This window comes from Candidatus Nitrosopumilus sp., assembly GCF_965263415.1.
Lineage (GTDB): Archaea > Thermoproteota > Nitrososphaeria > Nitrososphaerales > Nitrosopumilaceae > Nitrosopumilus.
Window position 1 is genome coordinate 1 of sequence record NZ_CBDHHI010000002.1, and the last position, 21,387, is coordinate 21,387.

General features: G+C 31.9%; 28 protein-coding genes. 9 read left to right on the forward strand and 19 right to left on the reverse strand.

Features of this window, described 5'->3' with window-relative positions:
• Positions 1 to 197, reverse strand: a 197-nt coding sequence (locus ACQY22_RS00040; RefSeq protein WP_428323605.1) for a hypothetical protein, incomplete at its 3' end; no start/stop codon positions are given.
• A 5,553-nt stretch (positions 198 to 5,750) separates the two neighbouring features.
• On the opposite strand from ACQY22_RS00040, the gene ACQY22_RS00045 reads away from it, so the two are divergent.
• The 3 genes from ACQY22_RS00045 (at position 5,751) to ACQY22_RS00055 (ending at position 7,383) form a co-directional block, all read left to right on the forward strand.
• On the forward strand, positions 5,751 to 6,077 hold the full coding sequence (locus ACQY22_RS00045) for a pyrimidine dimer DNA glycosylase/endonuclease V (RefSeq protein ID WP_428323606.1): 327 nt from the start codon (positions 5,751 to 5,753) through the stop codon (positions 6,075 to 6,077).
• Positions 6,078 to 6,450: 373 nt separating this feature from the next.
• Positions 6,451 to 7,017 carry a hypothetical protein gene (locus tag ACQY22_RS00050; RefSeq protein ID WP_428323607.1) on the forward strand — a complete coding sequence of 189 codons (567 nt, stop codon included), beginning with the start codon at positions 6,451 to 6,453 and terminating at the stop codon, positions 7,015 to 7,017.
• A gap of 33 nt (positions 7,018 to 7,050) precedes the next feature.
• Positions 7,051 to 7,383 carry a hypothetical protein gene (locus ACQY22_RS00055; protein ID WP_428323608.1) on the forward strand — a complete coding sequence of 111 codons (333 nt, stop codon included), beginning with the start codon at positions 7,051 to 7,053 and terminating at the stop codon, positions 7,381 to 7,383.
• Here ACQY22_RS00055 and ACQY22_RS00060 read toward each other — a convergent pair.
• Positions 7,380 to 7,523, reverse strand: a complete 144-nt coding sequence (locus tag ACQY22_RS00060; protein ID WP_428323609.1) for a hypothetical protein — start codon at positions 7,521 to 7,523, stop codon at positions 7,380 to 7,382. The two genes, ACQY22_RS00055 and ACQY22_RS00060, sit on opposite strands and share 4 nt — an antisense overlap.
• A 24-nt stretch (positions 7,524 to 7,547) precedes the next feature.
• A complete protein-coding gene (locus tag ACQY22_RS00065; RefSeq protein ID WP_428323610.1) occupies positions 7,548 to 7,892 on the reverse strand; it encodes a hypothetical protein in 345 nt (114 codons plus the stop codon).
• Between the two features lie 299 nt (positions 7,893 to 8,191).
• Between ACQY22_RS00065 and ACQY22_RS00070 the strand changes: the two genes are divergently transcribed.
• The 4 genes from ACQY22_RS00070 to ACQY22_RS00085 all read left to right on the forward strand — a co-directional run bounded on the left by ACQY22_RS00070 (position 8,192) and on the right by ACQY22_RS00085 (position 9,350).
• Entirely contained in the window at positions 8,192 to 8,380 is a 189-nt protein-coding gene (locus ACQY22_RS00070) for a hypothetical protein (RefSeq protein ID WP_428323611.1), read from the forward strand.
• Positions 8,381 to 8,447: 67 nt separating this feature from the next.
• Entirely contained in the window at positions 8,448 to 8,702 is a 255-nt protein-coding gene (locus tag ACQY22_RS00075; RefSeq protein WP_428323612.1) for a hypothetical protein, read from the forward strand.
• Complete coding sequence (locus ACQY22_RS00080) at positions 8,699 to 8,938, forward strand: hypothetical protein (RefSeq protein WP_428323613.1); 240 nt, start codon at positions 8,699 to 8,701, stop codon at positions 8,936 to 8,938. The genes ACQY22_RS00075 and ACQY22_RS00080 overlap by 4 nt, the downstream gene beginning before the upstream one ends.
• Complete coding sequence (locus ACQY22_RS00085) at positions 8,931 to 9,350, forward strand: hypothetical protein (RefSeq protein ID WP_428323614.1); 420 nt, start codon at positions 8,931 to 8,933, stop codon at positions 9,348 to 9,350. The genes ACQY22_RS00080 and ACQY22_RS00085 overlap by 8 nt, the downstream gene beginning before the upstream one ends.
• 523 nt (positions 9,351 to 9,873) lie before the next feature.
• On the opposite strand, the gene ACQY22_RS00090 is transcribed toward ACQY22_RS00085, so the two are convergent.
• The 5 genes from ACQY22_RS00090 to ACQY22_RS00110 all read right to left on the reverse strand — a co-directional run bounded on the left by ACQY22_RS00090 (position 9,874) and on the right by ACQY22_RS00110 (position 11,807).
• Positions 9,874 to 10,092: a KTSC domain-containing protein gene (locus ACQY22_RS00090; RefSeq protein ID WP_428323615.1), complete on the reverse strand. Its 219-nt coding sequence runs from the start codon at positions 10,090 to 10,092 to the stop codon at positions 9,874 to 9,876.
• A gap of 26 nt (positions 10,093 to 10,118) precedes the next feature.
• Positions 10,119 to 10,739 (reverse strand): hypothetical protein, encoded by a 621-nt coding sequence (locus ACQY22_RS00095; RefSeq protein WP_428323616.1) that lies wholly within the window; start codon positions 10,737 to 10,739, stop codon positions 10,119 to 10,121.
• A gap of 32 nt (positions 10,740 to 10,771) precedes the next feature.
• A complete protein-coding gene (locus ACQY22_RS00100) occupies positions 10,772 to 10,909 on the reverse strand; it encodes a hypothetical protein (RefSeq protein WP_428323617.1) in 138 nt (45 codons plus the stop codon).
• A gap of 120 nt (positions 10,910 to 11,029) precedes the next feature.
• On the reverse strand, positions 11,030 to 11,482 hold the full coding sequence (locus ACQY22_RS00105) for a hypothetical protein (protein WP_428323618.1): 453 nt from the start codon (positions 11,480 to 11,482) through the stop codon (positions 11,030 to 11,032).
• Between the two features lie 67 nt (positions 11,483 to 11,549).
• Complete coding sequence (locus ACQY22_RS00110) at positions 11,550 to 11,807, reverse strand: hypothetical protein (RefSeq protein ID WP_428323619.1); 258 nt, start codon at positions 11,805 to 11,807, stop codon at positions 11,550 to 11,552.
• 152 nt (positions 11,808 to 11,959) lie between these two features.
• Between ACQY22_RS00110 and ACQY22_RS00115 the strand changes: the two genes are divergently transcribed.
• Positions 11,960 to 14,407: a DNA-directed DNA polymerase I gene (locus ACQY22_RS00115; RefSeq protein ID WP_428323620.1), complete on the forward strand. Its 2,448-nt coding sequence runs from the start codon at positions 11,960 to 11,962 to the stop codon at positions 14,405 to 14,407.
• 36 nt (positions 14,408 to 14,443) lie between these two features.
• Complete coding sequence (locus ACQY22_RS00120) at positions 14,444 to 14,659, forward strand: hypothetical protein (RefSeq protein WP_428323621.1); 216 nt, start codon at positions 14,444 to 14,446, stop codon at positions 14,657 to 14,659.
• Positions 14,660 to 14,754: 95 nt separating this feature from the next.
• On the opposite strand, the gene ACQY22_RS00125 is transcribed toward ACQY22_RS00120, so the two are convergent.
• The 11 genes from ACQY22_RS00125 to ACQY22_RS00175 all read right to left on the reverse strand — a co-directional run bounded on the left by ACQY22_RS00125 (position 14,755) and on the right by ACQY22_RS00175 (position 21,309).
• Positions 14,755 to 15,309 carry a hypothetical protein gene (locus tag ACQY22_RS00125; RefSeq protein ID WP_428323622.1) on the reverse strand — a complete coding sequence of 185 codons (555 nt, stop codon included), beginning with the start codon at positions 15,307 to 15,309 and terminating at the stop codon, positions 14,755 to 14,757.
• Positions 15,310 to 15,339: 30 nt separating this feature from the next.
• A complete protein-coding gene (locus tag ACQY22_RS00130) occupies positions 15,340 to 15,588 on the reverse strand; it encodes a hypothetical protein (protein WP_428323623.1) in 249 nt (82 codons plus the stop codon).
• Between the two features lie 378 nt (positions 15,589 to 15,966).
• Positions 15,967 to 16,095, reverse strand: coding sequence for a hypothetical protein (locus ACQY22_RS00135; RefSeq protein ID WP_428323624.1), 129 nt, complete (start codon positions 16,093 to 16,095; stop codon positions 15,967 to 15,969).
• Positions 16,092 to 16,334 (reverse strand): hypothetical protein, encoded by a 243-nt coding sequence (locus ACQY22_RS00140; protein WP_428323625.1) that lies wholly within the window; start codon positions 16,332 to 16,334, stop codon positions 16,092 to 16,094. Before ACQY22_RS00140 ends, ACQY22_RS00135 begins: the two co-directional genes overlap by 4 nt.
• Before the next feature lie 33 nt (positions 16,335 to 16,367).
• Positions 16,368 to 16,655 (reverse strand): hypothetical protein, encoded by a 288-nt coding sequence (locus ACQY22_RS00145; RefSeq protein ID WP_428323626.1) that lies wholly within the window; start codon positions 16,653 to 16,655, stop codon positions 16,368 to 16,370.
• Positions 16,655 to 19,264, reverse strand: a complete 2,610-nt coding sequence (locus tag ACQY22_RS00150; protein WP_428323627.1) for a bifunctional DNA primase/polymerase — start codon at positions 19,262 to 19,264, stop codon at positions 16,655 to 16,657. Before ACQY22_RS00150 ends, ACQY22_RS00145 begins: the two co-directional genes overlap by 1 nt.
• Positions 19,261 to 19,533, reverse strand: a complete 273-nt coding sequence (locus tag ACQY22_RS00155) for a hypothetical protein (protein WP_428323628.1) — start codon at positions 19,531 to 19,533, stop codon at positions 19,261 to 19,263. The genes ACQY22_RS00150 and ACQY22_RS00155 overlap by 4 nt, the downstream gene beginning before the upstream one ends.
• Positions 19,534 to 19,537: 4 nt before the next feature.
• Complete coding sequence (locus ACQY22_RS00160) at positions 19,538 to 19,813, reverse strand: hypothetical protein (protein ID WP_428323629.1); 276 nt, start codon at positions 19,811 to 19,813, stop codon at positions 19,538 to 19,540.
• The gene (locus ACQY22_RS00165; RefSeq protein ID WP_428323630.1) at positions 19,813 to 20,256 is read right to left on the reverse strand and encodes a hypothetical protein; all 444 of its coding nucleotides are present in this window, start codon (positions 20,254 to 20,256) and stop codon (positions 19,813 to 19,815) included. Before ACQY22_RS00165 ends, ACQY22_RS00160 begins: the two co-directional genes overlap by 1 nt.
• On the reverse strand, positions 20,234 to 20,824 hold the full coding sequence (locus ACQY22_RS00170; RefSeq protein ID WP_428323631.1) for a 5' nucleotidase, NT5C type: 591 nt from the start codon (positions 20,822 to 20,824) through the stop codon (positions 20,234 to 20,236). The genes ACQY22_RS00165 and ACQY22_RS00170 overlap by 23 nt, the downstream gene beginning before the upstream one ends.
• Positions 20,821 to 21,309 (reverse strand): hypothetical protein, encoded by a 489-nt coding sequence (locus ACQY22_RS00175; RefSeq protein ID WP_428323632.1) that lies wholly within the window; start codon positions 21,307 to 21,309, stop codon positions 20,821 to 20,823. Before ACQY22_RS00175 ends, ACQY22_RS00170 begins: the two co-directional genes overlap by 4 nt.
• Positions 21,310 to 21,387 lie beyond the last annotated feature (78 nt).

The window sequence follows — 21,387 nt, forward strand, 5'->3', positions numbered from 1 at the left end:
AAACTTTCCAGTTCCGTAGAAAAAAGGCGGAAAATCTGATTTTTGGCTTGGTCAAGGTGACTGGGGGAGTCTAAGTGTTGTTTTTGATCAACTTTTTTACTTATACAATAATAAATCCTAAAATATTGAAGTGAGAGTTTGGTTTCAACTAAAAATGTTTCAAACAACCTCTTTTCTAACTCTCCTGAAAATTTCAAGTCAATCTGACACGTAGAAAAGAGCCAGTAAGCTAAAAACTATTACCCCCTGAAAAAAAATAATATCAAAACTTTCCGTAAATCTATGACATAATAATATGATATCCAATCAAATTAGCCGATTTACCTTTGTCAGCGTTTTTCGGACTTCACATAAGCGACTTCCATTCAGTGGAGTGCGCACGTTTTTCTAAAAATCATTCTCTTTCAAGAGAAAGTTTAGAAGCATGCAAGGAAGGAAGAACAGATGAACTCATGGAAATTACTTGTTGTAGATCTTGACAATCATGAAGTAATGATTATATAAAACTAATCAGATCAATTCTGTGGGTTTGACTTTGCTGATACTACAGACACTTGAAAGAATTCCTATGTTTATTCTCCAGATGAAGAAATAGAATTTGTGGAAATGCTTAGAAAATAACTATGTATTTTTGAGTAGTAAAGTTGGTCATATCTGCTTCAGAAATAGTTTTATTTAAACCTGTGTTATCAAAAACTTCTCACCCATTAAAAATACTATTATTTATCTTCTTTTTCCCCAAAAATATACATCATAATGTGTTCAAAAAGTGTTGAATTGAATTACAGATTTTGAATTTTGCTAAATTTGTTCAAAAACTGATTATAATTTGAGCCTTGAGAAGCAATCTTTATGGTTAAATGTGTAGCTAAAACACTTGGCTTTCATCTCCTTTTTACAGAATTTAAAAATATTAATTTTTTCAAAAGTTATGACATTTTTAGTATCTGCATGTCTCTTTTCTGGTTTTGCAAACTTCGCTTCCGATCGTAACGGCCGTGGGTGCTTAGGGGTGACGTCCATACTCAACTTGCCATGAGAAACGGCCATTGGCCGTTTGTGGGAGGGTGTCTTTTTTTAGTGACTGTTTTTAGTGTGGCATTAATGTTCAAATCAAATTTATCCTTCTCTTCATTTTTTTCCTACATAACATCCAACCAAAAAGCTTCTTCTTGAGCCTCTTCTTACACGACCTGACGGATGACCGTACACAAGTATGGTAGCATATGGTCGTGTACAGTCGGGTGGGTTTTAATTCGGAAAAATGTACCGAATTTTTGCGGACTTTCTTTGATGGAGGGGGCAGAGAAATAAGAAGTACATGTTTGTACATGTATGGTAAAAATCTCAAATTCATTTCGATAATGGACCGTACATACATTAAATTGCACTATATTTCATACACTACCGAATTTAATTAAACCCTTTGCGTGCAGTGCACTTTTTGAAAATGGCTGTTTTTAACCCCTTTCCTGTCAAATTATCTCTTGTCGTTTTAATTTTATAGAATTACAAAACTCGATTAATTGTCTTCACAATCAAAAAAATTTGAATTTGAAAAAAAGATTTGAATACACAGGATTCATAACGTATAAATATTATTTCATAATTGTAATGGTTTAAATTTTCCTCGTGCGTGAAATTATTTCTTGTACGGCCCTTGTACGGTCGTTTTGTCAATTTTAATTCCAGATTACGACCGTACTCGACTGTAAATGTACAATTGACAATAAAGTTAGGAAAAAAATTTAATTCAGACTTGCTTGGAACTTAAAAACCGAAGAATTAATTTTATCATTGTTCTTTATAAAAGTTTTTTTTTTTGCAGAGTTGAGGATTTGAAAGAGTTTTATTTCCAAATAGCGAAAAAAAATTTTCTCTTACGACGGTCTTTTTCAAGCACCATAAGCATAAACAAACATCATTATATTAAAGTTTGAATTAAGTCTCGTCTTTTTTCAGAATTATAAGTGTTGCCATAGGAAACCATATGCAAATATTGCCAATTCATCGCAAATTTGTGATATCTTTCACATGAAGTAACCTCACAATTAAATTAGACAAGGCAAAAAATAGGTGCATAAAGCAACGTCAACTTTTTGTCAAATTTATGAATTAAATTAGACACAACCTCTTGAGTTTAATTCAAGTTGCTGCAGATAATTCAGTTTTGCTTTTTTCACCTGTTTTATGTCGTGTCTAATTCAAATACATAGAAATTTTTCGGAAAAAAATTAAATTAGACAAGGCAGAAATTTGGTGTATAAAGTGACACTAAATTGCAGATTGTAGATTGAGTACGTATCAGACAAATTACGGACTTTTCAACCGGACAAAATGAACTGTGTGTAATAAAATATTTGATCCCCCATGAAAAAATGTCCCCCTCCATTGTTTTGAGCAATTAAAGTAAGATTTCCGTTAACGGAAATCTTACGGAAATCTTACTTTAATTACTCAAAACAACGGAGGGGACAGTTTTTCATTGGGGATCATATATTTTATTACATGTGGCTTTAAGATGGCAGTTTAAGAGACAAGCATTAGGCTACAATTTTAATTTTTGGCTTCTATATCTAGTTACCACAAGAGGCCGTTTATAGTATTAGGTGGGTGGGTCTTAAAAGAAACGGCCAATGGCCGTTTCTTGTGGCAAGTTGAGTATGGACGTCACCCCTTATGATCCTGATAATTTACAATACTTTAGCTAAATTCAATTAATTTTTGCTAGCAATTTAATTCATTTTAATACTATGGGGAAAGATATTGAAACCTTGCAAACCTTCATCTTGCTGTCTCACTGTTTAGTGAGTGTATAAGCACTCTATATATCTCTCTCTCACTGTTTTAGTCATTGCTAATGTGAAAGTTACATATTATTTATAATCAGTGATTCGATTTCAGTAATAAAAAGGGGGTACAATAAGGAACACAGTATTTATATCAGTGTTAATGTTTCATCTTATCATTACATTTGTATTATATATATCTTTAGACATAGACCTCATTTTTCAAAAAAATGACACAGCCTTGTTGAGCAAATATGTACTCTATATAATATTCTAAACTATGCTTAAACTAGTCATGTAAATTTTTTTCAATCTGTAGCTACATAATTAAATAGTTTTAAGATTTCAGTGTGAAGTAAGTAGCAGCCTATTACTGTCATGTCATGACTTTTTTTTTGTTTTAAAGTTTTGTAAATAGAAAGCTTTTTCCAGCATAGCAACTAAATCTTTTGTAGCAACTCTACAGAATTCACAAAACTTTTTCCATTTTCACTTTTCTGATTTTTACTGTTTGCTTCCCTAAGAAGCACTCTTCCAGCATTTTTGTTGGGAATGTGCTTCTTAGGGCATCTTAAAGTATCTTTATAATTTAATTTTAGACATGACCCAATCCAATGATAGCATTTAAATTTCTCTCGATTTTTAATACAGATTACAATGTTAGCATATCTTATTCTTAGATTTCAATGTGCTTTTTCAATCAATATATAAAGTATTTCCACTTATGACCCCTTCATTGACAAAAAAGAGTTAAAATTATGTTTCCTTTATTCCATTTAAATAAGGTTTTTGATTAAAAAACCAGTGTGCTATTGAATAAACTCATTATAGTGACACATGAACCTCCATGTTGGGTGTTTTTTCATAGTGTATGTTTTCGTAGAGTGTGTTTTGTAAACTAAGGTGTGATTGTGCATGATGCCATAGTGTTAACATTACATTAATACAGTTCATTTAAAAAAGGATTGTTAAATTTTTCTTCTTCAGCTTTGTTTTCTTTTAATTTTCAGTTGAATAAAATAGATGAAATTATATATAAGCTTACATAAGAAGCAAACTTTTGATCATAATCTCAAACCTATTTTTAAAATACAATAAGTATTACAATGTTTGTCTCAATACAAATAGTTGTAAACCATCAAAACTCAATTTCTTGGTTATCACATACACTATTTTATATTTAGACTTCGAATTAAACCACACTGTGAATCGCAAATTACAATAATACCAAAGAATACTATTTCTAAAACAAAGCATTACACCCTGCAAGAAAAGGAAAAGGGGAAACAACCTACTCTCTTTACGCTAGTTTGCAAAAAAAAGTACTGACATAAATGTCACATCAGGTTTTATGAAATTAAATTGTACATTAAATTTGTATTCTATCAAAATTATTGTTAATTTGGAATTACATGTGAACAAAATTACATTAACAATTATCTTTTGAAATTCTACATGAAAGAATGGGGTTCCTTGTGATTCAAGTATATTCTAGTGACGCGTATTGAAGTTTCCGTTGAAATATCTTTATTTGAGAAGTAAAATACCATTTTAGTTAGTTCTAAATCAAGAATGCAGCCAAAATGTCTTCTTTTGAAGTATTTATGGTACGTGATACATAAATTTATAACATTTAGCAAAAGAAAAAGAAAAATTTAAAAATAGGTCGGCTATGCCGGCCTTAAAGTCTCTTCTTCCCGACATGCCAACCTTGGAAAAAAATGTGACATTAACTTGGCACAGTTTTAGACCGTTTATGTTATTTTCTTTGGCTAAAGATTTTCATCAAAATCTCGGGACGCAAAGGGTTAAAGTTTTCCGTGAGTTATGAACGTAAGAAACCTTATAATATGTAAACATAATAATTCTTGGTAATAATATATAAATAACAGTATATCACTGACATCGCGGAAGACTGTTTAAAAAACAAAAAAATTTTTACTTTACAGCAGGAGGTCACATTCTTTTTTCGCGAAATTTTTGTTAATTTGAGACCTGATACTTTTCAATAAATTTCTAATATTCAACTGGCAATTCAAAGACGGCCTTTGCAAAACGAGCTTTTCAAAAGGCGTGCTGTTTCTTATAAATGTGATATAGTATTTTTGACAATTCAAAACCGCACAAAACTAGAAATGTCCACTAAAAATTACACTCTCTTGTAATTCAAAAATCTTGTTATAAGTATTTTTAGCTTATAATTTTGTTTCATTCAACAGTTTACGGAAGATAAAAAAAGGTAGCAAAACAAGGACGGTTATTAGCAAGTATGTTACAAGTGCAAGAATCTGTGAATGTATTCTATTTAAACAAGAAGCCTTACGGCGTAAAAATTTTGCTTGGCCGGCATTTAAATTGTATAAAAAAGAAAAGCAGAGAAAAGAGACGAAGCGATTAAGATAACATATTTTTTCCATACACTTAGTATAAGTAGAAAAACCTAATCATAATATCATAGGTGTAGCGAGAAACAATAAATTGGTCAGTCAAGTATCCAAGGAGGAGTGTCTGAAATTGAGAACAATGAAGCAATAAACATTAATTTGATCTATATACCATACCCATTCTTGAAATTACAACTCTTCTAAACTTCATAAAAAGTAAAAGAAAAAAAAACAAGGAAGTATAATTTAGTGCACACAACTGTTAAAAATGCCTATAAAAGGAAGACAGAAATTTGTAGGCTGAAAATAAAAGCAATAAAAATGCTGTCAGGTGCTAATTTAAGATATGAGCTTAAAATTAAATATTCTCGTATGAAATGGGAAGATATACCCATAAGCGTACAGAATAGAATACTCAAAGGATTTTATTAATTATGTGTTATTTCACAAAATCAGTAAAAACACCAAATGATAATTTAATTATCTATTGTGATACTAGTTTTTGTTTAAAATATGGTTGTATAATTCGCATAAAATCCCGCGAATGATTTATAATAACTAACTATTAATTATAATTATGAGAATTTGGGATCAAGTAGACTTTAGTAAATTATGTAAGTCTCATTTAACTGGTATGCATAGAGAAATGTTATCAATGGCGAAATGTTTTGTATATGGTACAGGATACCAAAATCACCCCGAAATGGTAAGATTTAGAAATAATATTTCGGCATTTATTAAAACACATGTTTATCTAGTCAAAGAAGCAAACAAACGCGGATATAACTTTAAAAATTTACCCGCATATATTTACACAATACAGGATTTTAATTTTAATATGCCTAATCCTTGGGATGATCAATTAAACAAATTGAAATCTAAAAATTGTAATTGTCAAATATAACACTTATATAATATAAAACCTGGGGAATCTGGTATATAACAGTTTTGTTATATAACAAATTTGTTATCATAATCTCCTATATTATGGATATTATAATATAAAATAGGTCATAAATACGGTTCTCATTATGTCCCCGCATTTATCGGCCTATGGTAACATGTTAGGACGTAAATCCTTTTTTCTTTTTGTTAAGTGGTGTTTCACTACTTTTCACCATTTCCCGAATCCTTTAAGGCCTTCGAGTGTTTTATTAGTGTTATAAACTAACTTAACATTATTATAATATTCAATACCTTTTATAAATGTTTGTGTCATTTTATAATATATTTAAAAGTTCTATACATTTATAAATCTCTATAACTATTTACTAATCATGGAAAACCTAGTTAAAACATTAAGAAACGGGGATCAAGTACTGGAAATATTTTATGATACAAATCCAGCAAGTCCCCGAGAATGGGACAATTTAGGCACAATTGTCACTAAAAAGAATCATCATTATACAATTGGTGATCAACAAGTCGAAGATATAGACGAATTTTTACAAAGTCAAGGCGATATAGTCAAAGTACCAGTGTATATGATTGATCATAGTGGTATATCCTTGAGCACCCGCGATTTTAATGATCCTTGGGATAGTGGAATGATAGGATATATTTTTGCCACTAAGGAAAAAATCAAAAATGAGTACAGTGTCAAAAGAATCACAAAAAAGACTTTAACAAAAGTTGAAAACATATTTAATGGCGAATTGGATACATATGATCAATATGTCAACGGTAATGTATACGGATTCGTATTAAGTAAAGTCTCAGAATGTGATCATAATGAAGAACATAAAAAGCATATAGACTCATGCTGGGGATTTTATGGAGATGATTTAATTTCCAATGGAATCGCTGATTATGTAGAAAACTTTGAGAAATTCAAAGAAATCTAAACACTTTTATTCTCTTTTTTATTTTATTAAACCATGTCTAAATTTACATTTATTGGTGATGATTATCTCAAAGTCCATGATTATATGAATGAATTAGATACAAGTGAACAAATAATGCTTAATCATACGCTCCAAGGCATGTTAATCAGTCCTAGAGAAATAGCTTACATGTCTGGTCAATGGAAGATGTTAATGGCTCAAGCTGCAAGTATTCACGGAATTAACAAAGTCTTAAAGAGTGATCCAAAATATGAAAAGATATTAACTGATTCAAAAAGAAGGCACCCAATACTTGTTTACAAACATGGTAAAGTTTTAGGCGGAATAGCTAATAAATTAGAAAAAAAGCCTAGCTATTTAGCCTAAAATAGCCAAGGAAATTCTTTTCTTACTTGTTCTATTGTTTGTTCTTTTTCATCAAGTAATTTTATACATTTCTTGATTAAATGTTCTGTAGTATTAGCCTCTTTTACGAGACATAATCCCATATTCATTTTTGTATACATGTTATCTGTTAATACAATAATGATTTATTCTAATGGGTGTAATTTTTTCAACACTTTTAGTTGTTCTTCCCAATTACATACAACACATAATATATCTAAATCATCGGTTTTACGTCTACCTTGTATAATATCATCATAAAATTTATCACCTTTTCTATTTTTTCTATCTTCTGAACCATTATTATTTGTATGATGAATTTCTAATATAGATAAATCATTTCTTCCACATTTACAAACTAATACTAATTTAATTTTTAACATAGCTCTAATTCTCCTAGATTCATTAGCATTTTTACTATGTATTTTGTATAATGGACTAGTTTTTCGATAATTTCTCATGTAATTTTTCATATATTCATTACGAGACATAGTTTTGTTAACATGTAACAGTTAATAAACATTAAGTAGTTTTATATTTGGTAAATAATATTAAACTAACTATGAAACACCTAGATTATTTATGGGTACAAGCGTTTTATTTATTGTATTCATACACTAGATATATTCAAAGCCATTATAATTATAGGCATTTGACTGATCTTGATCCTCATAGATACCCCGATATTTTTTAATTCGGGATTCGCCTGGGATTATCATATATAATAGTTTTGATTTTCTCCTTTTAAGGCTTTCTAACCTTTTATAAATCTCTAAAAGAATTACTAATCATGGAAAAAACAATACTTGACAAAATAATAGAATTGTCAAAAGAGATCAAGGAATTAGACATGCGATTAACTCACATGTTTTATAATGACTTGATTAGCAACAAAAACCATACTAGACTAAGTAGTAAAATATTTGATCTTGATATGGATACAAAACGACTATTATTCAAAGTGGAGGAATCCATTTGAATACTTTTTCTTCTGAAACTAGAGATATGATTGAATTATGTAATTTTTGTAAGGAGGAATTAGGTTTATGACATGTAAAGGAATATGTGACAGGTACAAAGCCAAAAAGCCTGTAGGCACGGGTAGATACGCAGCTGGACAGAAACGTTGTCAAGTTTGTGAAATATTCATAAACTGGAACGGTCTTAACTGTCCATGTTGTAATTATAAGCTCCGTGGTAAGCCCCGAAATCTCAAGTACAAAAAGAAATTTAATGATCTTGAGAAAGAAGGCAAAGTCGAAACATTTGGTATCAATATGGAGAATGACGATAAAGAATGAGTTCTCCTTCCCTACTTTTTTCTAATGAAATTATGGAAAATGAAATTAAAATAAGAGAATTAGATCATTTAGCATTTCATTATATGAGAAAAAGAGATTTTAAAAATGAAGATAAAATTCAATTAAAAATAAATGAATTACTACGTAAAAGATATTTTTATAAAATATTTGGTGAAAAACTACCAACGATTATAAGAGGGATACAAGGGAATATTAATTGTGAGATAAATGTATAAAGATATTAAAAATGCATACTTGACAGTTTTATTTAATCAACCAGACGGTTACGTAGAATGTCCATGTTGCTTACAAAATGCGGAAGAGCTAGCAAAGATTGAAAATAAAACCCTAGATGAAATAGGATACAAGCCAAACATGTTCTATAGAAACTCACAAAATTACAGTACTCATATGTTGTTTAGTCATGGTATGTTCATGCCTCAATGTCAAACATTTATGTCCAAAGTCCTAGAGAAAAACTGTATAATTGGCTTTCAATTAAAACCAATGGGCAAGAAACTAAAAGGTCTTTATCGAAGTATGATAAGAAACAGAAAAATAGCATTGTGGAGAAATGGAAAAATAATCAAGTGGTTTAACTATGTTGATTCACAAGATATCAAAGTGAGTTGGAGTAGTTCAAATTGATCAAGGCTCGAAGGTTATTTCTATTACCAAGTCTAACAGCTTGGCTTTGTATAATTCCATTTGGTATATTTGCCTGGATCATGATAGTATGTTATTGGTATATCAAGAATCAAAAGGATATTCACAGTTATTTTCGCGGTCAAAATTACAGATATGATGAAGTAGAACCAGAGTATGATAAGTTATTAAGATAATTACCAAGTACCACTACATATTTGATATATTTCAGAATCAAACTTTGATTTTCTAGGATCTACATGATACTTGTGTGCATATTGTTTAATGTATAGTTGACAGATAGGAGAATGACAAGCTTGCCCGCATTTCTCCTTCATAAGTCCACAAATAACACATTTGCTTATTCCACACATTTTAAAGTACCATAAAAATTCCTCTAGATCCTTCAACGATTAATACCTTAAGTCCCCCTGTCAAGGTAATCTTTTCAATAATTTCAGTAATCTTACTACCCTTTGTAGCAAAGTTATATCTCCTTTGAGAATCTGGTTTGCCTATGATTATGTTAACTAAACCATTCATGTAAGAACTTCCCTTTTATTTCATTGTTAAAATGTGTACCTCTACTTCCCGAATCTCTAAATGCTTCAAAATCTGCCAGGGTTACGCCTTGACATGCATACTTGTTTTTAGTTCCGCCTTTCATAGTAACTACCATTTCATTAGTTTCATCATCATGTTTTACATGGGTGATCCATGAATCATTATAAAATTCTCTAATCATTATAAAATAAAAAAAGAAGAAAGTATTTAAAGGTTTGGAATAACCTTTGATAACTCTCTAATTTGTTCAATGTTAAGATTATGCAAATTAATATTGAAATTTTTATCATATTCATCTGCATATAAATCACCTTCAACGTTTCCAATTAATTCTTTTCTTCGTCTTGGTGCATCTTCCTCTCTAACATTGAGTATTTTAAATGCTTCTTCAACTAACTTATCAAAGTCTTGTGCTTCAGCATCCTCTTTCATAGCTCTTGCGTAATTCTCTTCAAAGATTTTCTGCATATTTGCCAAAGCAATCTCAAACTTACCAACATTTTTGTTATTAAATGTGATATTTGAGCCACCACGACACATACCACAATTTTCAGCATGTGCGTTAATTGCTTTAACTTGCTCCATGTTTTGACATGATTCTGTTACTGATATACTTAAAGAAGGTGCGTTAATTGCATTACTTTTAGAAATAGGTACAAAGATGAGTTTTATTCTATTATTTTCTTCATCTCTATCAACTAATTCTACTTGTGGCAATTCTACAAATTCTTGTACAGCCTCTTTGAATTGAACGAAACATGAATCAATCTGATCATTATTCAGTGATTTTCTAGTACGCTCAAGCAAGGAATTGTCTTGTTTTGTCATTAAAAAATAAAGAATGGTTTGGTTTTATAAATCTATGCTTCTACTTGTGCTAATAGAGTAAACCAGTACCAAATCAGTCCTATATACCATACCGATACAATCAGCAAGTGTACTAGTTGACTAGCTAACATTCTACCATTAGGTTTTTCTCCTTGTGGTATTGCCTTCATTTTCATAGACACATTATTGGCTATAAAAACTATGACTATACTAAGTAGTGATGAAGCAATAAGCCCATACAGTATCTTAGCAATTAATGGATCTGTCATAAATAACTTGATTTTGATACCTTATTTATGTCTATCTCGGTATCTTTCTGGTACATGTGGAAAATACATTTCAATGTCCAAGCCGTCTGCAAATGGAGCTATGGGCTTTTCACTTTCTTTCTTATTCCTATTAATATATACTTCCTTTGGTACATAATGTAACTGTATTGGCCTTCTATAACCCTGATAAGCTGACAGTATCTTACTATAGCTTTCTATTGGTATTCCATATTCTTCCCGCAAAAATTCCTCAATTGTTACACGCTTACCAGATTCCCAATACTTTATCATTACTTTAGAATTATCTTTATAGGCGATAATGACAAGTCCACTATTCGTTTGTTGTAAATAGTCAAGATGATCTCTTTCAAAAGGCTCAATATAATCCTTGGACTTTTGATGTTTGCATTGTACAAGTAATGCTCTGTTATTTCCACATGGATTCCAAGGAGGCGTAAATACCAAGTCTGCCACACCCATACTTGAGTAAGCTCGGATCGAGTAAAACCCAAGCATTTCAAGGACATGTTGGAAATCATATTCAAATCTTGTACCTTTCGCCTTGTTCTTGTGCATCCTCTAATATGAATATGTAATTGACTTCAATTCCTTCATATGTATCCTCTATCCAGCATACTCTATCATCATCGGGGCATATGTAAGGGAAATCATTTCTGTCGTCTATAAGTATGATAATGTATTTTTCACCAGCAAACCAAAAATCAGTAAAATCAATTACTTCCCCGAAACCTGGCGAAATCATACCAGCCAAAATTAGGGCTATAAAAATGTATCTCATATATTTCTAAAATTAGTTACGATATATAAAGGTTTATTAGTAGGACGAATACCATACAAACACATGAAAGGATCACCTGTAGAACTATGTTGTAGAAAATGTGGTGATGAAGGTTTTTATAAGGAATACACAAGCTATCCTACGTGTAGAAAATGTCTAAACAGTTAAAATGTATATTATTATCAGCAGCTTATCAGAATCGTCAAGCTATACTCAAGTTCTATCATCCTGACACTAACAGAGTTATCCTAGTAAAAGACAGAACTAATCATCTTTCTCATTGTTACGTACTTCCTGATACTGCAAACCAGTTACAAGAATGGCCTGGTATTTCCAACATTGAAGAAGTAAAACTACTTAACACTATCAAAGATGAAGAACAAACCTTATTCAAGATATCAACTGACAATCCCCTAGTAATTGGAGGCAGAGATGAATCAATCAGAGAAAGATTCAAGACTTGGGAATCTGATATCAAATACTATCAGACATATATCTATGACAGAAAACTAGTAGTAGGCAAATGGTATATTCTTAGTAACGATGGTAACATACAACCGTTACCAAACGATAATGATACATTTGACCTGTCAAAAATAGACATGGATAGTGTGGTAGATACTGAAAAATTCAAGAAACAACTGAAATTATGGGCTGATATTCTCAGCGAACCCATACCAGAAATCAAAAGAATTGCATTTGATATAGAAGTTGAAAGTTCCAAAGACCAGTTACCAGATCCTCAGCAAGCCAATAACCGTGTTACTGCAATCAGTTTTCACTCATCAGACGGTATCAAGAAATGTTTTACACTCAATAGGCCTGAAATACCAAAGGGTGAAGAAGATAAGGAAAAGGATTATGATCTGGTGTGGTATGATTCTGAAAAGGAAATGCTTGAAGATAGTTTCAAGATCATAGAAAGTTATCCTGTAGTATTGACATACAACGGTGATATGTTTGATATGCCTTATCTGTATAACAGAGCCGTAAACCTTGAAATGGATCATAATCCGTTCAAGATGATGAAGAATACTGCAACCCTAAACCTTGGTATCCATATTGACCTTTATGGTGTGTTTAGTAATCGTTCCCTTAAGATATACGCCTTTAATGCTAAATATGTAGAAGAAGGACTAGATTCCGTATCTTCCGCACTACTTGGCGAACATAAGACAGAATATGAAGGTGACTTGCAACAAATACCATTGAATTTATTGTCAAAATATTGTTATAACGACTCTAGACTAACCTTTGAACTGTCACATTATGACAATAACCTAGTAATCAATCTCTTAATCATATTGTGTAGAATTGGTAATATGCCTATTGATGATATATCCAGGCTTGCTATCAGTAATTGGATTAAGAGCATGTTATACTTTCATCATAGAATTAATAATGAACTTATTCCTAGATCCGATGATTTCCCGCAAATTGAAGCCAGTACCACGGCAGACATTGAAGGCAAAAAGTATCAGGGTGCAATTGTATTAGATCAACAAAAGGGTATTCATTTTGATGTAACAGTTATGGACTTTGCAAGTCTGTATCCAAGCATTATCAAAACCAGAAACGTAAGCTATGATACCATATGTTGTCCTCATGAAGAATGTAAGACAAACAAGGTACCATATACTGAACATTGGTCATGTACAAAAAAGCAGGGAGCAGTATCACTGTTAATCGGCTCATTAAAAGAACTCAGAGTAAACCATTTCAAGCAACTAGCCAAAAGTGCCAAAGATGAAAAGGAAAAAAACATTAATGATACTATTGCTCAGGCTCTAAAGGTATTTCTTAATGCATCTTATGGTGTTGTAGGATTCGAGAGTTTCCCGCTATTCTTCCTACCAGCTGCGGAGGCTGTAACTGCAATCGGTAGAAATATTATCTCAGAGACGGTAGAAGCTGCAAACTCCAAAAATCTTCCTGTTCTGGCGGGAGATACTGACTCCATTTTCGTCAAAAAGCCAACCAAAGAACAAATCGACTATCTTATTGATTTTTGTAGACAACATTATGCTATTGACCTAGAAGTAGATAAAGAATATCGTTATTTAGTTCTTTCGGGCAGAAAAAAGAACTATTTTGGTGTCAAGAAAGACGGATCATTAGACATTAAGGGACTATCAGGCAAGAAATCAAATACGCCTCCCTTTGTAAAGGAATTATTTACCAATGTATTAGATGATCTTAAGACTATTATGAAACCCGATGATTTCCCCGAGATTAAAACTATAATATCAAACAAAATCAAGGAAACGTATCAAAACTTTGAGGAATTACCATTGGAAAAATTGGCCTTTAAGGTAATGATTAACAAAGAACCTCATGAATACAAGGTAAAACCACAAGCATTAAAAGCAGCTGAACAACTTCCAGGCAAACCAGAAAAAGGTCAATTCATACAGTTTGTAAAGACATGGAAAAAACCATTTGTAAAACCAATATCCCTAGTTGAAAGACAGGATATAGACAAGAAAAAATATGTTCTAAGCCTAGAAAGTGTAATGGAACAAGTAGTAGAACCCATGGAAATTGACATTGATGTATTATTGGGTAGGGGTAAGGCACTCAAAATGGATTCGTTTTTCTAGAAACATATATTAACTGATATATAGATCAATTGATATATGAAAAAAGAGATCAATATATTAAAATTATTAGTAGCAAATTGTGGCAAGTTTCAAAACAGTAATGAATCATCCCAAAGAAAAATTAAAGTTCTAAAAGCTGTAAATAATCTGTTAGATTTTGTCATTGAACAAACCTCAAAATCAACAATAGACAGACTAGTTATGGAAATCTATAAGAAAAATAGACTAAAAAAACTTGATAATGAATTGTAGATGTGGTAAATTTCATTGTTGGAAATGTGACAAACATATACCATTAAAAGAAGCTCCTTATTGTCCTAAATGTAAAAAATTAATGACCAATCAAACTAAATTGGATACATCTCTTTAGCCTTTCTTATTGGTATATATGGAAATGATACAGGAAGCCAACCAATTCCCCAAGAAATCCATACTCTTATTCTTTCTTTACTACCATAATAATTATCATGAACAATTACTGTAGCAGCTGATCCCCTAGTTCCTATTCTGCCTTCGGGAGCTCCGTCATATAATCTGGTTACATGAAAAGTACCTACTTGTTGCTGATATAATACATGTAGTAATTCATGAACAAATGGCATAATATTTGATCTGAATATGAAACTGTTTCTGGAATCATTGATAAACATATAAACTTCATTTTGTCCAGTGACTCCCCAGGCAATACCTTCGGCAGTCTCAACATCTAAATGAGCAAAGAAATGTCTAAACTCGTCCAATCTGTCAGCTGGAAATACATGTAATGTGGTATTATCTTTGAAATGTTTCCAAGCTGCATAACCTGATAATCCTCTACCATTATCACCATTAAGCATTATAGCCCTACGCATAATCTTGTAATAATTCTGAATATTGATATTTTTAGTGTGCCAATTAATCATAGAATGAATTAAATTATCAGATATTTAAATTTATTTACCGTTTTCTATTGCTATTTTTATTGCCTCTTTTACAAGTTTAAGATTCTTTTGTGAAATTTTTACATTGTTTTTGGCCTTTTTGACCATATCTTTTTCATTAGGTAAATCAAATTCTTCCGCCATTTTTTCGGCTTCTTTCAATTGATTCTCAGCATACTCCAAATCCTTGATAAAGAAATTTTTCCATTTCTTTAATTGATTCAAACTCAAATCATCTTCTCTAACAAATTTCCATACCATTATTTTTTCTTCCTCTTCTTTTTTAATTCTATCAATTCCTCTCCCAATCCAATCATATCATCGGCTGTAAAATGTTTATCAAATTGTTTAAGACCTGTTTCCACACTTTTTAAATAAAAAACAATTATTTAAGTCTTTATATTGATTCTATTTCTGAGATTTAGTAATTGAGTTTTGTTTTTGATTATCAAAATACAATGAGATTTGATACATGAATATAACACTAAGAGGTAACATCATAATAAAACTAGAAATCATACCAATATTGATCAATTCATTAAACGAGTAACTTAGAGGAATATTCAACATAATTCCAAAAAAGAAACTCATGATTATTCGTGTTAAACTCATTACTCGTTTACCTCAAGTAGTCGCAAGTCAATCATAATAATCATATTTCTCCTCTAATTTTTTTCCACATTGAGGGCAAAACTTCCAATCGTCAGTCCAGCCAATCACAATCGTAAAATCACAATCTTCACATCTTTTTGCTATATTTTTACTCAATGCTTCGCTCCTTCATCTGTAGTTGGGAATGTTTCTTTGAATAATTCTTGTTCTAAATATTGAACAAAATGCCTAAAACTTGAATGTGTGTGGTATTCTTCCATATTTCTAAGTTTTTGCCATAAACTAAAATCTGCTTCAAACTTTGAAATTCCCATCGCTTTTAATCTATGATTTTCTAATGCCTGTACTGATTCTATAGTTGCACTATTTGGTGATTTACCATTGAATACAAACATACCTACTTACTACCTCCTTCTAATGGTGTCGGATTATCTACACATTTTACAGACATGTATAGCCTTTGTGGTAGTGTAATTTAAACCTTCGTTATTAAAAGATGCAACTCTCCCCAAATCCTCAAGATACACAGCACCAGTATGATAAGGATAAATAGGTGAAATATTGGAATCTCCCCACTTTGTAATAGACTTAATATAATTTCTCTTAATCATCCATTTTTCTATCTCATTAATTCGTTCCTGTATTTTTGGTATTCGAGGATCATCAGGCTCTAAAGAATCTAATTCATCAAATAATTCCTGGCGTTCACTACCCATTATGAAACATTCCTCTTATACAATTGTGTATCAGCATCAATAGTTACGGTAGGATAAATAACCTTAGTCCAAGCATCTATAGCCTTCATATGATCAAATCCTTCTTTCTCCGCCAATTTGTTAATGAAATCATCCTTGTCACCATATCCAGTTTCTTTGTCTGCAATCTCTCCCCAAGTTTCCAGAATTACAGTGTTTTTTGTTACATTTGCCTTGTCCAATGGCTTTGTAATTACACCAGTTTCAATGTTTAATCCGAATGACTTGAAAGACTGTATAACAATTCTCTCAATGATTTTAAAATCCTCATCAGTAACCTTGTCCCTCAAATGTGCAGCTGCACTAGCTGTCAACATTCTCTCTAGACCGTAATACTGCCTCCATCCGATAGGAATAGAATCAGGCTTGTTTAATGCTCTCATTTTTTCATGTAAAGCATCAACCTTGTCCCAAATTTCTTCACTCATTTCAGGCTTTAATGATCTAGTGTAACTGAAATATCTTTGAAGTTCCTCATCATCCATGAATTGATCCTTGTTCTTGCCATAGTTTCTGATAATTTTTCTAACTATCTTGTCAGTCTCAGGATCATTAATGTCAAGCATAAGCCAAAGAATATCAAATCTTGATACAAACGGAGTTTCCATACTGAAATTGTCCATCATCTGAAGTTTTGGATTATATCTACCGCCTTTGGGGTTAGCTGCAAACATTATCTCACAGCTTGCAGCTAATGACTTGCCAGGTTTTCCAGTACCAGACTTTACAAGCGTAGCGGTTTCCTGTTCCATACATTCAAGCAAGGAATTTAATACGGAATTGTCAGATTTGTCCCCTTCGTCAAACATTACAGGTTTTCCAGTATGTGTAGGAAGCAGACCAGCTTGAGGTACGGAAGTACCATTGAATAATTTAACCATACTCATAGTAAGACCAGCACCAGATACCTTGCCACCTACTGCCATACCTGAACCCAATACCAGAGTATGCATCTTCTTTAACAATTCTGATTTTCCAGTTTGTGCATCACCGAGCATGCATACATGTATCAATGCCCTTTTACCGTTAAACGAAGTACCACCAATTGCAGAAAGCATAAGGCTCTCCTTAATTGTAGGATTCAAATAAAGTTCTGGTGAAATACTGTCTCTAACCCTTGTAAATATGTCACCTTCAGTTTTCCATTTTTCAATTTCCGTATCATCGGGCATACATCCTTCCTTTTGATCCAAGTCACGCATACCCATAATCTCAATTATGATAATATTCTTACCTCTAGCTGGAATACTTCTGAATTTTGCAACAAATGTCTTTCTGTCAGAAATAAATGCCTTACCTATGCTTTTATCAATGATTTCCGCGTCATATTCCACTGGTGTATTATTAACTGTATCATCCAAAAATTCCTGTATTCTTAATGGCTGAATGAAACTGGTTTTCATGGTATCCCTGATAACTTCGCATTGTAACTTACATTTCAAACAGAATGGAATTACAGTGTTTCTGAACTGATCATGCCCACCTTTCTTTATCTTGTTACATTTGGGACACTGATAATCAGCCTCTACAGTATAGGTACCTCGTTCACCTACAGCTATAATCATGGCATCAAACTCTACTGGTATTCCTTCATGAACATCAGCCTCCAAGTCCCTTAGTTTTACCCTTTGTACTGTTGTTATTTTTATATCTGGTATGTATTTTTTAAGCATAGTAGTAACCGTCTCTTCCCCGAGTTGTTTTACATGATCAGGGAAATCCTTTGACAGATTAACAGAATCAGTATCTTTAGGAAGATTCAGTATCTTTGTCTTTAGTGTCTCAATTCCAATAATTTCGGGACTTTGTTCTATGTTACTTGACTCATATCTCATGGCCTGTTGGATAATTACATCTAGTTCAGTCTCATCAAGCGGAGGCTTGTGCCTTGCATTTACTTCTTCCAGCTTGTATCTTAGTGCCTCACCATGCAATTGTAAGTCCCTAACGTAATGACATGCCAATTTGAAAGTACCGTCATTTCTACCGCCTTCAGCCAAACCCTGTTCAATATCATCATAGGTTTTACTTTCAGTATTAAATCCCAAATCCTTTAATTTTTCTAGAATCTTGTTTGCATTTACTCTAAGTATCGACTTGTCAGAAATTAACTTGTATTCAAATCCATTCTCTTTTTCCTTGGGATACTTGCCAGCCTCTCTTTCCTTGTCTGTTGGAACATAAAATGAGCCAGGTGCAAGTACGTATCCACCCTCGGATTTCAAATCAATTGTTCTTCCGCGTTTATCCTCAAGCTGTCTGTTTGGAGGACAAAAGCCCAATGCTCTAAACCAGATATGGTATCCCTTACCAGTTTCAGTAACCCTAGTTCTGTCTACATAATCTTGCCAATCATCTAAGAGACTAGCATCATCAAGATCAACTACAAAAAGTCCACCAGAAACCTCACCACATATAATCGCTACGTTACAATTGTCAGGAAAATCACCAGTATATTTTTTTGACTGAAGTTCAGTCCATGAAGCAACCATGGGAACCTTTGTATCTTTTTTCAACGGCATTAAATTTATGCCAGCCTTACTCAGTCCTTCAATATCTATGTTAGTCATAACTGCTTCATTAATTTCCCGTGTAACTTAGTTATTAATCTATCCATTTCTAGAATTTCTTCCTTGTCCATTTTACTGATAATATCATTCCAAAACTTTTCATTAACAATTAAATTAGGTTCATTCTGTATATTATTTTTAACAAATTCTTGAACAGCCAAACAAATAAAATGACTGAAACTTTCATCCTTCATATTCTGATATACATTTAGTGTATCAAAACAATCTCTAAAGTCCTTACTGATAGATAAATCCATGCGTCTTTGCATATAGTTATCCCTCTACTTTGTTATGTAAAAGTGTTTGTTGAAAATCTTTTAATTTTTTCATTTTATCATATTCATCTTTAAATCCTTTATTACATAATAAAGCCAAAGCATATACAAAATCTATATCAATTATTAATTCTCTTAATTTCTGATTTTCTAAAATTTCTTGTTTAAGTTTTTCTGCTTTTTTTAGATCAGACCAAATAATTTCTATATTTGGTCTAATTCCTAAATTACATGCGGATGGCGTTTTAATATCTTCATTTTTTATTATATACATTAATTATCACCCTTTAGATATGGCTCTATCTTGTTATACATATCATCAAACTTGCTTACGGTTATATCCCGCTTGTTGGTAACTGTCAATGGCAACCTGGCATTTTCATACTGTTGATTTCTCTTCTCAGTATCAACTACATGTACATCATGAACTGATCCGTCAACCTCATGAATAACAATTGGTCTGACCTTCACCATTACATGTTTCTGATAAACTTTAGGAAATACAATCAAGTCAGGGTGCCTGTAATTTCTCTCTCCTATTGGCTGAGATTCCTGAGATCTAACATAGTTATCTTCTTGGTCAAATACTATAAACCAATCCCTTTTGACTGTTACGTTTGGAAATGCATCCCTGATAAATTGTGCAAGCTCTACTAGCTCTGCATCATCATGTTTTCCGCCTAGGAATTTTTTCTTATTGGGCTTGTATCTTCTCATGATATTTTATATTCCTCAGTATGTCTATTGCATGATACATATTATAAACCCTTTTAATTCCGCCAAATAACGGATTATTAAGTAGGCTTGACATTTCAATAACTCCACGATTCCAGGCATGGTTATAGACCAGAGCAATCTTGCCAGCATCATAAATTTTTTCTATATTACTTGGTGAATCATCAATAAATACATCATAGTCAAGATTCCATTTCTCAGAAGAAAATACCAAGTCATTGTAATGAATATTATGTTCTGCAAGCCACATCTTTAGATACTTTTCAGCCTCGGGACTTGCATTAGTTACAATATCAGTCTTACCAATATTGCATAACATCTTTGTCTTTTGCCACATATCTTGTTCCATTGGCTCTAGTTTCGTCCAATCCCGCCAGGTTTCAGAAAATATTTCCATACATTCGTTCAAGTCAATTCCCAATGGCTCATAAAATCCCCAACGATCTATTGCACGGGTAGTTATTTCTTCACCGTGTTTGTCATTGAATTTTTGAACCCATAATTTAGTAGTATAGGCAGTTACACCATCAAAGTCTAATGCTATTTTCATAATACACTATCTCCTGAAATTACAAAATCCTTAGTAAATCTTAAAAATGTATTTAATACCTCTCTATAATTTTTCATATAATTAAAATTTTCAATAATTCCAAAATCAAATTCATTATAACCTCTGAGTTTATCAAATGTTTCAATATTATTAACAAAATCAAAAGTAATAATTTGATCATCAACTGTCAATTTACAAGAATTGCCTCTACTACCATATTGAATCTTTGCAGAATTTGGGAAGAAATTTTGTTTTGATAATCCAAATATCATATTTTTAAGATTATTAATCATACTCAAATTTGGTGTCATAACCAATATATGATATTCATTTTGTTCTGATTCAAAAGCTCTAATAATTGAACCCATCATATTAGCAGTTGTCTTACCAGTTTGTCTATCACCAGTAACCAAATGTTTACCATCAGTACGAGAAACTTTTGTTTTCTCCAAAATATGATTAGAAATTACTGTTCTTGCTTTCATGTGTTACTCACCACATATGCCACATATAAACCTATCATCAAGGTAGCTGCACTAGTCCAAGTTCTGATATGTTCTAAA

Excerpts from the sequence above, each read along its gene's own strand:
- ACQY22_RS00045 (WP_428323606.1), top strand. The coding sequence starts at position 5,751 with ATGAGAATTTGGGATCAAGTAGACTTTAGTAAATTATGTAAGTCTCAT.
- ACQY22_RS00050 (WP_428323607.1), top strand. The coding sequence starts at position 6,451 with ATGGAAAACCTAGTTAAAACATTAAGAAACGGGGATCAAGTACTGGAA.
- ACQY22_RS00055 (WP_428323608.1), top strand. The coding sequence starts at position 7,051 with ATGTCTAAATTTACATTTATTGGTGATGATTATCTCAAAGTCCATGAT.
- ACQY22_RS00060 (WP_428323609.1), bottom strand. The coding sequence starts at position 7,523 with ATGTATACAAAAATGAATATGGGATTATGTCTCGTAAAAGAGGCTAAT.
- ACQY22_RS00065 (WP_428323610.1), bottom strand. The coding sequence starts at position 7,892 with ATGTCTCGTAATGAATATATGAAAAATTACATGAGAAATTATCGAAAA.
- ACQY22_RS00070 (WP_428323611.1), top strand. The coding sequence starts at position 8,192 with ATGGAAAAAACAATACTTGACAAAATAATAGAATTGTCAAAAGAGATC.
- ACQY22_RS00075 (WP_428323612.1), top strand. The coding sequence starts at position 8,448 with ATGACATGTAAAGGAATATGTGACAGGTACAAAGCCAAAAAGCCTGTA.
- ACQY22_RS00080 (WP_428323613.1), top strand. The coding sequence starts at position 8,699 with ATGAGTTCTCCTTCCCTACTTTTTTCTAATGAAATTATGGAAAATGAA.
- ACQY22_RS00085 (WP_428323614.1), top strand. The coding sequence starts at position 8,931 with ATGTATAAAGATATTAAAAATGCATACTTGACAGTTTTATTTAATCAA.
- ACQY22_RS00090 (WP_428323615.1), bottom strand. The coding sequence starts at position 10,092 with ATGATTAGAGAATTTTATAATGATTCATGGATCACCCATGTAAAACAT.
- ACQY22_RS00095 (WP_428323616.1), bottom strand. The coding sequence starts at position 10,739 with ATGACAAAACAAGACAATTCCTTGCTTGAGCGTACTAGAAAATCACTG.
- ACQY22_RS00100 (WP_428323617.1), bottom strand. The coding sequence starts at position 10,909 with ATGAAGGCAATACCACAAGGAGAAAAACCTAATGGTAGAATGTTAGCT.
- ACQY22_RS00110 (WP_428323619.1), bottom strand. The coding sequence starts at position 11,807 with ATGAGATACATTTTTATAGCCCTAATTTTGGCTGGTATGATTTCGCCA.
- ACQY22_RS00115 (WP_428323620.1), top strand. The coding sequence starts at position 11,960 with ATGTCTAAACAGTTAAAATGTATATTATTATCAGCAGCTTATCAGAAT.
- ACQY22_RS00120 (WP_428323621.1), top strand. The coding sequence starts at position 14,444 with ATGAAAAAAGAGATCAATATATTAAAATTATTAGTAGCAAATTGTGGC.
- ACQY22_RS00125 (WP_428323622.1), bottom strand. The coding sequence starts at position 15,309 with ATGATTAATTGGCACACTAAAAATATCAATATTCAGAATTATTACAAG.
- ACQY22_RS00130 (WP_428323623.1), bottom strand. The coding sequence starts at position 15,588 with ATGGTATGGAAATTTGTTAGAGAAGATGATTTGAGTTTGAATCAATTA.
- ACQY22_RS00140 (WP_428323625.1), bottom strand. The coding sequence starts at position 16,334 with ATGTTTGTATTCAATGGTAAATCACCAAATAGTGCAACTATAGAATCA.
- ACQY22_RS00145 (WP_428323626.1), bottom strand. The coding sequence starts at position 16,655 with ATGGGTAGTGAACGCCAGGAATTATTTGATGAATTAGATTCTTTAGAG.
- ACQY22_RS00150 (WP_428323627.1), bottom strand. The coding sequence starts at position 19,264 with ATGACTAACATAGATATTGAAGGACTGAGTAAGGCTGGCATAAATTTA.
- ACQY22_RS00155 (WP_428323628.1), bottom strand. The coding sequence starts at position 19,533 with ATGCAAAGACGCATGGATTTATCTATCAGTAAGGACTTTAGAGATTGT.
- ACQY22_RS00160 (WP_428323629.1), bottom strand. The coding sequence starts at position 19,813 with ATGTATATAATAAAAAATGAAGATATTAAAACGCCATCCGCATGTAAT.
- ACQY22_RS00165 (WP_428323630.1), bottom strand. The coding sequence starts at position 20,256 with ATGAGAAGATACAAGCCCAATAAGAAAAAATTCCTAGGCGGAAAACAT.
- ACQY22_RS00170 (WP_428323631.1), bottom strand. The coding sequence starts at position 20,824 with ATGAAAATAGCATTAGACTTTGATGGTGTAACTGCCTATACTACTAAA.
- ACQY22_RS00175 (WP_428323632.1), bottom strand. The coding sequence starts at position 21,309 with ATGAAAGCAAGAACAGTAATTTCTAATCATATTTTGGAGAAAACAAAA.